At 43.1% G+C, this 12,956-nt stretch carries 10 protein-coding genes; 5 read left to right on the top strand and 5 right to left on the bottom strand.

Features of this window, described 5'->3' with window-relative positions; all coding sequences use genetic code 11:
• Positions 1-646: 646 nt before the first annotated feature.
• Positions 647-2,815 carry a phosphoribosylformylglycinamidine synthase subunit PurL gene (purL, locus tag C7391_RS03845; protein WP_133517240.1) on the bottom strand — a complete coding sequence of 723 codons (2,169 nt, stop codon included), beginning with the start codon at positions 2,813-2,815 and terminating at the stop codon, positions 647-649.
• Positions 2,816-3,412: 597 nt separating this feature from the next.
• Here purL and larB point away from each other — a divergent pair.
• Both larB and larC read left to right on the top strand, forming a co-directional pair.
• Entirely contained in the window at positions 3,413-4,210 is a 798-nt protein-coding gene (gene larB, locus C7391_RS03840; protein WP_133517239.1) for a nickel pincer cofactor biosynthesis protein LarB, read from the top strand.
• The gene (gene larC / locus C7391_RS03835; RefSeq protein ID WP_133517238.1) at positions 4,207-5,412 is read left to right on the top strand and encodes a nickel pincer cofactor biosynthesis protein LarC; all 1,206 of its coding nucleotides are present in this window, start codon (positions 4,207-4,209) and stop codon (positions 5,410-5,412) included. The genes larB and larC overlap by 4 nt, the downstream gene beginning before the upstream one ends.
• 742 nt (positions 5,413-6,154) lie before the next feature.
• Here larC and pheT read toward each other — a convergent pair.
• Entirely contained in the window at positions 6,155-7,798 is a 1,644-nt protein-coding gene (gene pheT, locus C7391_RS03830) for a phenylalanine--tRNA ligase subunit beta (RefSeq protein WP_133517237.1), read from the bottom strand.
• 321 nt (positions 7,799-8,119) lie between these two features.
• Entirely contained in the window at positions 8,120-8,254 is a 135-nt protein-coding gene (locus C7391_RS08575) for a hypothetical protein (protein ID WP_263295305.1), read from the bottom strand.
• A gap of 520 nt (positions 8,255-8,774) precedes the next feature.
• On the opposite strand from C7391_RS08575, the gene thsA reads away from it, so the two are divergent.
• Complete coding sequence (gene thsA, locus C7391_RS03825; RefSeq protein WP_133517236.1) at positions 8,775-10,424, top strand: thermosome subunit alpha; 1,650 nt, start codon at positions 8,775-8,777, stop codon at positions 10,422-10,424.
• Positions 10,425-10,774: 350 nt separating this feature from the next.
• On the opposite strand, the gene C7391_RS03820 is transcribed toward thsA, so the two are convergent.
• Both C7391_RS03820 and C7391_RS03815 read right to left on the bottom strand, forming a co-directional pair.
• A complete protein-coding gene (locus C7391_RS03820) occupies positions 10,775-11,044 on the bottom strand; it encodes an elongation factor 1-beta (RefSeq protein ID WP_133517235.1) in 270 nt (89 codons plus the stop codon).
• A 51-nt stretch (positions 11,045-11,095) separates the two neighbouring features.
• Positions 11,096-11,260, bottom strand: a complete 165-nt coding sequence (locus C7391_RS03815) for a zinc finger domain-containing protein (RefSeq protein ID WP_133517234.1) — start codon at positions 11,258-11,260, stop codon at positions 11,096-11,098.
• 471 nt (positions 11,261-11,731) lie between these two features.
• Here C7391_RS03815 and C7391_RS03810 point away from each other — a divergent pair, with 471 nt between their 5' ends.
• Both C7391_RS03810 and C7391_RS03805 read left to right on the top strand, forming a co-directional pair.
• Positions 11,732-12,031, top strand: coding sequence for a hypothetical protein (locus C7391_RS03810; protein WP_133517233.1), 300 nt, complete (start codon positions 11,732-11,734; stop codon positions 12,029-12,031).
• Positions 12,032-12,279: 248 nt separating this feature from the next.
• Positions 12,280-12,912: a nucleotide exchange factor GrpE gene (locus tag C7391_RS03805; protein WP_166627396.1), complete on the top strand. Its 633-nt coding sequence runs from the start codon at positions 12,280-12,282 to the stop codon at positions 12,910-12,912.
• Positions 12,913-12,956 lie beyond the last annotated feature (44 nt).

Raw genomic sequence — 12,956 nt, 5'->3', positions numbered from 1 at the left:
TGGGGGGTAGCGACTGTGCGGTGTCGGATAGCAGCAGACAACTAGTGCAAACGGCAGATGACAGTGGTTCCGTTCGCGCAAGCGAATGGGTGTGCTAAGAAAGAGCAGATGCATGTAGCAAAACGAATCGCATTAGCAAAAAAGCACACGGGAACAAAACAAACGTAGCAAACAGGCGCAACAAAAAAATGCATTAATTTAAAAGTTGTTTTTCTGTTTTTGCTGTATCGGCAGGGTATGAATCCGCAAATTTCCGTTCCTCTCTTCGCTTCGCTCAGTTCGGAACGTAAATTAGCGGGTGGTTGTTTGGGGTTTCAGCGAAGCTGATGAAAATCGCGTAAGCGATTTTCTGCAAACACCACTTCCCCTCAGCTCATGAAAAATTGTGAGCGAAGCGAGCAATTTTTGCAAACTTCCGTTTTCTCTCTTCACTTCGTTCAGATCGAAAACGAAAATTAGCGGGTGGTCGTGTCGGGTTTAAATAATTCCCAAAAAGCGTCTTCTCTTTATGTTATTGCATATATGCGTAATTCTTGAAAAATGAAAAACAAAGTTAATCGGATTTTAATTTTGAAAAAGAAAAAAAGGAAACAAGATATTGAAACTATTAATCAATATCTTATTTCTGATTCGCACGGAATCTAAATTATTCGTATTTGTAGCCGATTTTCATTGCTTTTTCGATGGATGCGGAAGCATCATCAATTTCGGCTTTCGTGAATGTGAGTTCTTCGTTTCCTGTTTTAATCTTCAGGTCGCCGCCTTTGACGGTTTTACCGATTGCAACGCAGGGGATTCCTTTCATGATGTCGGCAATCTTGTCGGTTGATTTCACGGTGAGGATTGCTCTGGCCGGGGATTCGGAGAACAAGAGGTCGTCAGTACGGTCAATGCCGAGGGCTGTTAAGTCAACTTCTGCGCCGACATCGGTGAGCATAGAAGCGAGTGCTTTTGCAAGGCCGCCGCGTGCAATGTCGTGTGCGCTTGTCACATCACCGGTCGCACAGGCTTTGGCAATGGCTTCAATGATCTTGTCGTAGTTTTCGGGAACTGTCGGGACTTTTCCTGCGTTTTCCATGTTTGCGACACGATAGTATTCGCTGCCGCCGAGTTCTGCTTGGGTTGTGCCGATCAGGAAAACGGTTTCCTCTGTTTCTTTGAAGAAGGAGGACGGGACAGGTTTTTCAAAGCTGACAATGCCGAGAACGCCGATTGCGGGCGTCGGAAGAATGGCTGTGTCAAATTCAGCGCTTTCGTTGTAAAGTGAAACATTGCCGCCGACGACAGGGATATTCAGTTTTTTAGCGGCATCGGAAAGACCGAGGACGGACTGCTTGAGGTACCAATATTGTTCAGGCTTATTCGGATTGCCGAAGTTCAGGTTGTCCGCTAAACAAAGGCCGGTGGCACCTTTGACTGCGATATTCATCGCGTTTTCAATCACTGTCATAACCGCGCCGGTGTACGGGTCCAAAAGGCCGACGGCAGGCTCACAGCCGCAAGTCATCGCAACGCCTTTCTTGTCGGTCACTTTAATAATGCCGGCATCGCCGCCGCTTTCACCACAGACCGCAGGAAGCGTTGTTTTGGCGTATTTCTCCCAAACCGATTTGCGGGAGGCGAGGTTGTAAGAAGAAAGCATTGTAAGAACGCAAGCTTTCATGTCGGCCGGAAGCTCGGGTTTCTTGGAAATCAACACCTCGCTTCTGGCTTCGGGTGCTTTGGAAGGCATTTCTCTTTTCGGAACACCGCTGACGACAAAGTCGACCGGGAGCTCGGCTTCGATTTTTCCTTTGTATTCCACTTTGAAAATGCCGCCTTCGGTTAAGCAGCCGACATCAGCGGCAGGAACGTCATGCTTTTTCATAATTTCCATGACCGTTCCCATGTTTTCAGGTTTTATTTCTGCCAGCATTCTTTCCTGAGTTTCGGAAAGCATAATTTCGTTAATGTTTAAATTGTCAAACATCAGCGGCACATTGTCAGCAATTAAGTGGAAGCCGAAGCCGCCTTTTTCAGCCATTTCGATGCTTGCGCCGGAAAGACCGGATGCGCCGAGGTCACGGCAGGATTCAACCAATTTTTTCTCAATAATTTCGAGTGTGGCATCAATGACGCGTTTTTCGAGTTCGGCATTACCGGACGGAATTGTTTCTCTGGCGGGAGAGTCGTCTTCTGACATGTCCGCAGATGCGAATGCTGCGCCGCCGAGGCCGTCTCTGCCGGTCTTTGAGCCGAAGAGGACAAATCTGTTGCCGGCGGTTTTAGAAATTGAAGTCATGATATTTTCTTTCTTGCCGAGGCCGACACAGACAACGTTTACGAGCGGGTTGCCATTGTATCTTTCATCGAAGTAAGATTCACCGCGGATTCCGGCCACTTTAATTGTTTCGGAGTAGTCGGCCGAGCCTTGTAAAATGTTATCAAAAATCCATCTGTTTTTCTCGGAATCCAACGGGCCGAGATAGAATGGAGCTAAAACCGCAACCGGTGGTGTTCCCATCGAAATCACGTCACGGACAATGCCGCCGACACCGGTGGCTGCGCCGCTGTAAGGATCAATATAAGAAGGGTGGTTGTGGCTTTCCATTGCGATGGAAAGGACGTATTCGTCGTCGAATTTAACAACGGCTGCGTCATCGCCCGGTCCGATAATGACATTTTCGCCGGTCGTTTTAAAGTTTTTCAAAAGCGGCCAACTGGAACGGTAGGAGCAGTGTTCACTCCAAAGGTTCAAGAAAATGCTTTGTTCCAATTCGTTCGGTTGACGGCCTAATTTTTCAACAACAAGCTTGAGATCTTCTGCGGGTAACATAATTATTGAGCCTCTTTCTGCGGTTTTATTTATACAATAGAAAAATACAGATAAATTTGAATCGTTTCTCCGAAATCTTGCAGAAACAAATCGGTTAAACATTTAATTTACAAAATTAAAAAATCTCACTTCTTTAAAAGTCTTCCCATAGGACGAAAAAACGCCGCTATTTATCATAATTTATATTGACAATACGAAACAAAAATCACAGTGAGTTATTTTTTGATTTTGAAAATATTACTGAAATATATCATGATTGATTTATTCTATAAATAATTCTTTTTTATTTTTTTGAAAAATGCGAACTTATTTTTTATTTTTTTAAATTTTGTCCCGTTTACGAGCGCAGCACGGCACAGTGCGGCACAACACGGCACAACACGGCAAACACGGCATAATACGACACAGCATGAGCAAATCAAAGCAGTTGCGCACTGTTTTCAAGTTTCAAGTGCGCCGTCGCATAAAAATGCGGGGGGCCGAGCGAATTTTTATCATACCATCAGGTATAGTATCTAATATTTATATTTCCGAAACATTTTGGTGTCAAAAAAAGACTCAATTCATGAGGCTGATATCAATATTTGAGGCTTAAAAATGGATATTCAAAAAATATTGGAGCAATACCGCCGCGGCGAAATCGATTTAACAGAGGCTGAGGAATCCATTCGCGCAATGGGTTTTTTATCCGTTTCGGATGTTGCGCGTGTTGACACTTTTCGCTGCAAGCGAACCGGCGTTCCGGAAGCGGTGCTGGCTGAGGGCAAAACGGATGAAGATTTGACGGCGATTGTCCGCGCGCACGTTGACGCTGTCGGCCGCGTTTTGGTGACGCGCGTTTCCGCACCCCAAATGGAAAAATTGGAAGCGGTTTTCCCGAATCATGTCCAAAAAAGCCGCGCTCAAACAATTTGTGTTGTTCATTCTGACGCGTATCCCGAACCGCCGAGGACGGGCGGCACGGTTGCCATTATTTCTGCCGGAACGGTTGATATTAAAGTTGCCGAAGAAGCCAAAATGACAGCGGAAGAAATGGGCTGCAAAACGATTGAAATTTATGATGTCGGCGTTGCCGGATATCACCGTCTTATTCTGGAAATGGAAAAATTAAAAGAAGCGCGTCCTGATGCGATTGTTGTTGCCGCCGGACGTGAGGGGACACTCCCGACAGTTGTTGCGGGAATTATTGATGCGCCTGTCATCGGCCTTCCGGTTTCTTCCGGATACGGCGCGGGTGCAAACGGCGAAGCAGCTCTCTTGTCTATGCTTCAATCCTGTTCCGTCATCAGTGTCGTCAACATTGATGCGGGATTTGTTGCCGGCGCATACGCAGCAAGAATTGCCAACCGCATGCAAGCGGCAAGAGCCGGCAAACGCGGTGGTGAACATCAATGAAAGCGATTTATTTCGAGCCGTTTTCGGGGGCTTCCGGCGATATGATTCTCGGAACTCTGATTGATTTAGGAGCACCAGCATCTTTTATTCAAAAACATATTGAATCGCTTGCCAATGTTTCAATGACTGTTGAAAAAGTCAACAAGGGCGGCATTGCCGCGACAAATGTTTCGATTTCCGAAAATTCACCAAACAACGAGCGCCATTTTTCCGAAATCTGCGATATCGTTTCAAGCGCAGGCTTGCCGAAAGAAGTTGAACAAAACGCGCTTGCCGTTTTTAAAATCATTGCAGAAGCCGAATCCGTCGTTCACGGAAAACCGCTTGATAAATTACATTTTCATGAAACCGGTCAGGACGACGCGATTGCCGATGTTGTCGGCGTGTGTCTCGCTTTTTATAATCTCAAACAAAACCCCGAAACCGCTTACAATGAAATCATCTGTGCCGGTGTTAATGTCGGTGGCGGCTTTGTGAATTGCTGCCACGGCAAACTTCCCGTTCCGGCACCGGCAACGCTTGAAATCTTAAAATCCGGCGGTCTTTCTTTTTATTCTGATGGCAGCCGTGAATTGTTGACACCGACGGGCGCTGCGATTTTATCTCATTTTGCCGCGCCGGCGCAACTTCAAACAAGCAAAACTGTTTGCATCGGTTACGGCGCGGGTGATGCTGAAACAGAATCTCCGAATGTTTTGCGTGCTTCGCTGATTGATTATTCGGGCTGCCTGCCGTTTCAAAAAGATCAAATCGAAGTCTTGGAAACAAATGTGGATGACGTGACAGGCGAAGTTCTCGGGAATTTGGTTGAAAATTTAATGAGTGCCGGCGCATTGGATGTTTCCGTTTTTCCGATTTATATGAAAAAAGGTCGCCCGGCTCACATGATTAAAGTCATTTCAAAAGTCGGGGATTCTGAAAAATTGGCGCGGCAAATTATTCGGGAAACCGGATCATTAGGCGTTCGCGTTATGCCGACCAAACACAGATTGTCTGTCAAACGCGAAATTGTTTCAATACCGGTTTCAATCGACAACAAGTCTTACGAAATTCCGTTTAAAATCGCCCGGTTCACCGACGGCGAACTTATTACTGTCACGGCAGAATATGATAATTGTAAACAAATCGCCGCTGAGACAGGATTGCCGCTTCGAACCGTTCTTCAACGCGCCGAAGAAGTCGGGAGACAGCATTTTTCTTAAATTTATTTTTTCTTTTCTTTATTTTTTCTTTTACTTTTTTTCTTTTATTTTTCTTCTTTACTTTTTTTCTTTTCGATTTTTTATTACAATTTATTTTTCGACCGCTTATGTTTTTGTTTGACCCATGCCTTCTTTTTCATATAATCTGCTGTATCTGTTTTATCGTTTTTTTAAAAGCGGTCGGCGGTTTCAAAAATCCGATAACTATATATACACCTGAAATATTTAGAAAGAAATAGGGTTAGGTAAACGTAAGTTGTTTTACACTTTTTTGTCTGACGACACAACCTCCGTAAAACAATCCTTATCAAACCGTTAAACAAAATGTTGACCCCCAACAACATTTTGATTCTTTTTATTTGTCGGCGGGAAATCCCCAAAACACACTCCGTCGACAGCTTTTAATCCTTCTTTCTTTTCAAAAATTCAGATTATTTTTTCGATATTCGTCGGCATTATTCGTTTTTCTATTTATTTATCGGTTTTTTGATATTCAACTAAAATTGAGTTTTTCATTTTTTATATTTTTCACAATATTTTCAAAAACACTTTCACAAAATATCCGGGCCGTTTCCGTTTTCCAACCATGCTTCTCTTTGAAAAATTCAAAGCTGCCGCTTTCTTAATTATTATCTAAATAACCGGAAAATAATTCGTAAATAATTAAAAATAATTAGAATCTAATTAAAAAACAATTTAAAAATAAAAATTTTAAAAAATATTAAAAAAAGTCAGGAATATATCAGAAAATCAAAGACATATCCGCTTCAAAACCGATAACGGCGTATCCGAGTTCAAACGCTGTTAAAACGCCGGGATGCAATTCGCCGAAAACGCCGACCTTTTTGCCGCCGACGTAAATGTCTGCCACTCTTCCCGGAAGGAAAGCCGGATCGTCGGATTCTTTGATTTCGTATTCCGTTTTCGTTTCTCTTAAAAACGCATCCACAACTTCAGACATTTCCGTAAAGTTGGCCGCGTGGTGAATTGAAACCGCCGCGATTTTTTGTTTGTTTTTAGCGTTGACAGCCACTTCGCCGACTTCAAAAATCTTCTGCGGTAATTCTCTGTGACGGTTGAGTGCTAAAATTTCCAAAAGACCGGGCAAAATCGTTGTTCGAATCATTGTCTGGTCTTCGCTGATCGGATGTATCACGTACGTCACATCGTTTGTCACGGGGCGGCGCATGTTTTCAAAATGAATCTTTTCGCTCGTCAGCGTAAACGGCATAACTTGACTGTAGCCGAGACTGATCATCGCTTCGCTTGCGGCAAGTCTTGAAACTGAAAGCGGATTGGATTTGCCTGCTGTGTAATTTTCGGGCAGCTTTGCCGGAATGTTGGCGTAGCCGTATCCGATTGCCACGTCTTCAATCACATCATATTTATGCAAAATATCAGCGCGGTATGCCGGAATTAAAACCTCAAAAGCGGCAGGATTTTTCGAAATCAAGGTCGCGTCAAATCCCATTTTCGCAAGGGATTGAATCACTTCGTCGGCTGATAATTTAAATCCGAGGTGGGTTTCGATTTCTTCCTGCGCAATAATCTGTACCAACGGTTCCAGGTTCGGAAGAATTGTTTCCGATTCTTTTTTGTTTGCGCTTTCATCAATAATTTTAACGGCTTCAATAATGCCGCCGCGTTCGGCAAGGGCGGCAACGACAATATTTAATGCCGTGTACACTTCTTTGCTCGTGCCGGTAACGTCGATAAATAATTCTTTCGTTGATTCGGTGACGGTTGTCAAGGTTCCGTTGATAATCGGCGGGAATGACAAAACATTTCCGTTCGCGTCTTTGATAATCGGATATTTGGTCATATCTTTAACAAGGTGGGCAAACTTGACGCCTTTGGCATGCTTTTCCAAGATTTCCGTCATTGTCATTTTTTCGGTATGATCCAGCGGAACAAATGCATAGTCCGGTGATTCTGTTGTGTATGTAAAAGGCGCGGTAATGCCGGTCATATCATGGACACCGATTGAAACTTTTTTGCGGCCGCGACCGAGTGCCCAGTGCAGATCTTCCTGCAAATCCATGAGTGACTTAATGGATGCGGAAGTGAATGAAAGTCCGCGGACGACAGCACAGCCGAGAACGGGGCGTACATCTTTGACTTCTTTTTTAATCGTGATTTCAATCTGCGGCGGGTTAATGGTATATTTCTTAAGGCCGGGCGACATGCCGAAGAACGCTTTCATTGCACGAGAAACGCCTTCAACGCTGTAAAGGTCGGGGCGGTTTGGGAAAAATTCGATATCGATTGTTTCTTCTTCGACACGTTCGACTTCGGCACCGATCATAGAGACATTGTCAATAATTTTCTGCCGGTCAATGCCGGAAAGCGTCTCCAGATCCTTTGAATCAACAGTAATAACAGGCATAATGAATCAGATTTGAAAGATGAATTTAGATATAATGTAGAGTAGAATAATAATAGAAATATGATTAATTTCAATGAATCGGATTTATTAAACGCTTCCTTTGATATATGAATTATTCCGTTTATAATTCGAGTTATAATTCGAGTTCGTTTCTTTTTCTTATTTCTTTATAATTCATGGTCGATTTTTATTTTTTATAATTTCGGGTTAGCGTTTTTATTTTTTATACGACTGGAGCGGCTCGCGCGCGGCAAGGCAGACACAAGCAGCAACTCAAACGACGGGTGACGGCGGTTCCGTTCGCGTAAGCGAACGGGTGTGCTAAGAAAGAGCAGATGCACGCAGCAAACCAACTGCACACGGCAAATCGGATGCACACGGCAAATCGGATGCACACAGCAAATCAGATGCACACAGCAAATCGGATGCATACGGCAAATCGGATGCACACAGCAAACTAAATGTCGCAAACTTGACGCACGCTGCAAATCAAATATATGCTGTAAAACAAATGCTGTAAATGAAGTCAACTTCTTGAAAAACTGTTTCTCATTTTTGCTGTATCGGATGAGTACGAATCCGCAAATTTCCATTCCTCATTTCGTTTCACTCAATTCGGAATGTAAATTAGCGGTCGGTTGTTTCGGGTTTAATCTATTTTGAGAAAAACGGTGATCTCATTTTTTCATGAAAGAAAAATATGAGAAAACGATGAATGAAAATATCATTTTTGTGCGCTTCTTTTTATGGCTCTTTTACTGCTCTTTTGCGGCTCTTATACTCTCTTCACCTGCCGCTCATCTGTTTTTTGAGACCGATGGTTTTTTATAGAACTTTAATCAGTTATTTGTTAGATTTCTATCTGAAATTTCATCTTTTTCAAGTTATTTTTGTTTTTAAAACATCGCGATGCATCTTGAAAAGTTTGTTTTAACTTTAATTATTATTCTATTATTCAAAATCAGGAGACATAAGAATGGCAAAAACAGGTCCGATTATTGTCTTAGACCCGGGAAAAGAAAGAACAAAAGGAAACGAAGCGCTCTTTATGAACATCAACGCCGCAAAAGCGGTGGCCGGTCTTGTTCAGAGTACGCTCGGCCCCAAAGGCATGGATAAAATGCTGATTAATAAAATGGGTCAAGTCAGCATGACAAATGACGGCGTCAATATCTTAAAAGACATCGGCATCGAACATCCGGCAGCTAAAATGGTTGTCGAAGTTGCCCGATCCGTTGAATCTACAGCAGGCGACGGAACAACAAGTTCTGTTATCCTTTCCGCCGCGCTTTTGGACAAAGCCGAAAAACTTGTTCGCAAAGGAATTCATCCGTCCGCAATTGTTAAGGGATACCGGATCGCCGAAACCAAAGCGCTTGAGCTTTTGGAAAACTCTGCTATTGATGTGGCAAAAGGCGATCGTGCAGACATCTTAAAGAAAGTCGCTATGACTTCCATTACCGGAAAAGCACCTGATGTTCACAAAGAATTCTTAGCAGACCTTTGTGTCAAAGCCGCAGAAATCGTTGAAGAAGACGGTTTTGTGGATGTCAGAACTAAAATTATTCGTGTTGTCGAGCTTCAGAGAAGAATTGACGAATCCGAAGTCATTGAAGGCATCGCGTTAAACACCGGCGCGCTCAGCAGAAAAGCACCGAAAAGAATCGAAAACCCGAAAATCGCGCTTTTGGATACGGAAATCATTGCCAATAAAACGAAAGCCAATTCCGTCATGGTTGTCAGTTCTCCTGAAGAACGCCAAAAAATCATTGACGGCGAAAGAAACGATTTGACCGCAATTGCCAAGAAAATCGTTGACACCGGCGCAACCGCTGTTTTCTCAACGAAAGTTGTCAGAGGTCCTGTTTTGGAATACCTTGAAAAGCATGATGTTTTCGTTTCCCGCCCGATGGAAGAAAAAGATATCGAAAACGTGTCTTACGCAACAGGCGCAAAAATCATCCGCAACCCTAAAGAAATCACAGAAAATGATTTGGGCAGTGCTGATTTGCTTGAACGCGACACACGAAACGGCGGCGGCAAAACCTACATTCGCGGCGGTCACAACTCAACGGTTGCGACAATTGTTGTCCGCGGTGAAACGCTTCAGCACGCTGACAGCGTTGACACAGCACTTGACGATGCGCTCTGGGTCATCAAATCCGTCATCGAAGACGGCAAGATTGTTGCCGGCGGCGGTGCCAGCGAAATGGCAGTCGCACTCGGCCTCTCCGCTTACGCCCCGAAGGCAGGCGGTTACGACCAGCGTGTCATTTCCGCATACGCAGACGCATTGGAAGAACTCCCGAAGACGCTTATCCGCAACGGCGGCTTGGATGTCATTGATCTTTCATTGGCACTTCGCGCCGAACACACGAAAAACAAAAATGCGGGAATTAATGTGTTCACCGGAAAAATCACGGACATGCTTGAAGCAGGCGTTGTTGATCCGTACCGCGTTAAAGCCAACACAATTAAAGCCGCAACCGAAGCTGCAATTATGATTCTCAGAATTGATGACATGCTTCGCGCAACCGTCACGCGTGAAATTCCGGATGCGCCGGCTTCTCATATGGCCGCCACCTACAACGGCATGGCTCCGCCGCAAATGAACGAACGCAGATAAATGATAAATCGAAAATCATGACTGAAGACTCTTTTGAGTCTTCACTCTTCTCTTTTTTATTTTCGTTCTTCTGTTATCTCTGCTTTTTTATTTTCACTCTTCTTTATCTTCGCTTTTTCTTTATCTTCACTCTTTTTTTATTTTCGTTCTTTTCTTCTTTTTATTTTCAATCGGACTATTCTTTTAATATTTTCGGGAAATCCTGTCTCGCGCGCGACGGATGCCGCAATCATAAATAAAAGCCATTCCAAAAAAGTCATAAAACTAAAGAATGTCTTCTTTCCTGTCTTAAAAATTAAAAAAGAGTGAAACCGGATAATCCGATTTCAGTAATTTGGTTTGTATTAATCTTAAATTCTGTCGAGGTTGATGACACTCACGCTTTCCGCTTCGGGAATTTCGTTTAATGCATCTTCGACGGGTTCAATGCCGCCTTCATCGTCTTCAACGATGACGGTCACCATCAATGCTTTTAAGCCGAACGCGATCGGTTCTTCAATGATTTCACCGTTGAGTTTTCCGCTTGCAGGGATGGCTGCTTTGATTGCTTCTTTGAGTGCGTTTAAGTCTGTGTCAGCATCTGCCGGCATAACTTTAATTGTTGCTGCAACACCGCTCATAATTTCACCTTTTTTAATAATTTGTATGTTTTTAATTCTCTTCAATCTCGCTCAGGGTCCGACGAATCCGCATTTTGTGCATTCGTAGGTGTTGGCGAGGACACGGCAACTCTGGCATCTTCCGATTCCTTCGCCGCATTTCGGGCAGGGGAATCTGACGCTTCCGTCTTCGACGAGATTTTTGCCGCATGTTGTACAGTTATCGACTTTAGTCATCTTCTATCTCCTGTTTAATTATTGATAAAATTAAGAATAATTAGAATTCATAAGACTGCAGGCATGAAAGCCGTCAGCCTGAATGTCTGCAATAATGACTCTGAAAAGATATCTTATGATTTAAAGTTTATTGCAGAATTGTTTTTCCAAATGCGTTTGAAAAATCTCCGTCTTGATTGGAAGTGAAAAATGAATCAATGATATAAAGGCTAAATTTTTAATAGTTGTATTTCTATCAATTACTTTACTTCACTTGTCGGTTCGCCATATTTGCCGGCTTTTAGTTTTATTTCACACAATTCAATAGGTGGTGTTTTTATAGCGCCGAGAAAATATACAGAGAAAAATAAATCGAGTCTCCCTGCACTTCCGTCATTTAATAATAAACTGAAAAACAGTTATTTAAGGACGTTTTTAATCTCACTCGCAATGGCATTGTTTTTGACTTTTTCCCTCTATGGTATCTATGGAATGATTTCCGACCGAGGGGCACAACCGATTCCGATCGCGTTGGTTCTGTTAATCTTTGCCGTTTTATTCGTCATCGGATATGAGTTTTTCAATTCACGTTTCGTTCGCAGAACAACTGCTGTCGTCGTCGCTTTTTTGGTTGCGTTTTGTTTAACTATTTTGGTTATGGCACTCGTTAAATTTGTCTTTATGGCTTACGACGGAACTGTAGCAGGTATCGGCGGGGATGTATTCATAGTGGCCGTTGCATTTTGTTTAATCGGCTCTGTCATCCTTTTAAAATACTTTGAAAATTTCTGATTTGCAGTTCGTCTGTAAATCTTATTTTTCATTTCTATCATGTATTATAACCGGGGCTTTATTCATGCAATCTGTCTAATTTATTTTGTTCAGTTAAATTGGCTTATTTGAATACTAACCATTGGTTATTATTTCAGCCGAGCTCGTTTATTTTCAAAAAATTGCCTCGATGCAAGAAACCTTTATATACCTTTGACATATTTATGATTTGTTCAATTATTACTCCTTTGGAATTTAGGATGAAAAACATGAGTCACACAGAATATGATGATGAAGCCGTTCAATCCGATTCTGCCGAATCGGCGGAAGACGATTCTTTCATGTCAGAATGCATCCCCGAAGAAGACGGCGGAACAACTGCCGAGACCGATGGCAACATCGGACAAAGCGAGGGTGTCCAATCCGATGCTTTATCGGAAGAAAACGCCGCCTTATTAAAACGGGTGGAAGATTTAACTTCTGCATATCTCACACTTGCGGCTGACTTTGAAAATTATAAAAAACGCAATCAAAAACATATTGAAGATATTAAGAAATTTGCAAGCGAACCGCTTATGTTAAACATGATCGAAGTCGCCGATAATTTCGAACGCGCGATTGCTTCTGCCGAAAAAGAATCGGCGGACAAGGATTCATTGATGGAGGGCGTGAAAAACACATACCGCCAATTTATGAATTATCTTGAATCAAGCGGGCTTTCAAAAATATCTTCAGAACCCGGAACTGAATTCGACCCGCATCTTCATGAATCCGTCGCGCAAATTCCGATGGCGGATTGCCCTGAAGAAACGATTGTCGAAGTTTTCAAACCCGGTTATACGCTGCATTCCAAAGTGATCCGCCCGGCAACGGTGACGGTTTCAACTGAGCCTGATGAATGAGACGCACATTTCATTATCAAGTCATTTCACACATTCCATTCAAT

Origin of the sequence: Methanimicrococcus blatticola (assembly GCF_004363215.1) — an archaeon.
Classification (GTDB): Archaea; Halobacteriota; Methanosarcinia; order Methanosarcinales; family Methanosarcinaceae; genus Methanimicrococcus; species Methanimicrococcus blatticola.
Note: the sequence above shows the minus strand (reverse complement) of the source record. Positions and strands in the feature narration are given on the sequence as shown.

What these genes read in the sequence shown, in the direction of transcription:
- purL (WP_133517240.1), bottom strand. Translation starts at nt 2,815, where the DNA reads ATGTTACCCGCAGAAGATCTCAAGCTTGTTGTTGAAAAATTAGGCCGT.
- larB (WP_133517239.1), top strand. Translation starts at nt 3,413, where the DNA reads ATGGATATTCAAAAAATATTGGAGCAATACCGCCGCGGCGAAATCGAT.
- larC (WP_133517238.1), top strand. Translation starts at nt 4,207, where the DNA reads ATGAAAGCGATTTATTTCGAGCCGTTTTCGGGGGCTTCCGGCGATATG.
- pheT (WP_133517237.1), bottom strand. Translation starts at nt 7,798, where the DNA reads ATGCCTGTTATTACTGTTGATTCAAAGGATCTGGAGACGCTTTCCGGC.
- thsA (WP_133517236.1), top strand. Translation starts at nt 8,775, where the DNA reads ATGGCAAAAACAGGTCCGATTATTGTCTTAGACCCGGGAAAAGAAAGA.
- C7391_RS03820 (WP_133517235.1), bottom strand. Translation starts at nt 11,044, where the DNA reads ATGAGCGGTGTTGCAGCAACAATTAAAGTTATGCCGGCAGATGCTGAC.
- C7391_RS03815 (WP_133517234.1), bottom strand. Translation starts at nt 11,260, where the DNA reads ATGACTAAAGTCGATAACTGTACAACATGCGGCAAAAATCTCGTCGAA.
- C7391_RS03810 (WP_133517233.1), top strand. Translation starts at nt 11,732, where the DNA reads ATGATTTCCGACCGAGGGGCACAACCGATTCCGATCGCGTTGGTTCTG.
- C7391_RS03805 (WP_166627396.1), top strand. Translation starts at nt 12,280, where the DNA reads ATGAGTCACACAGAATATGATGATGAAGCCGTTCAATCCGATTCTGCC.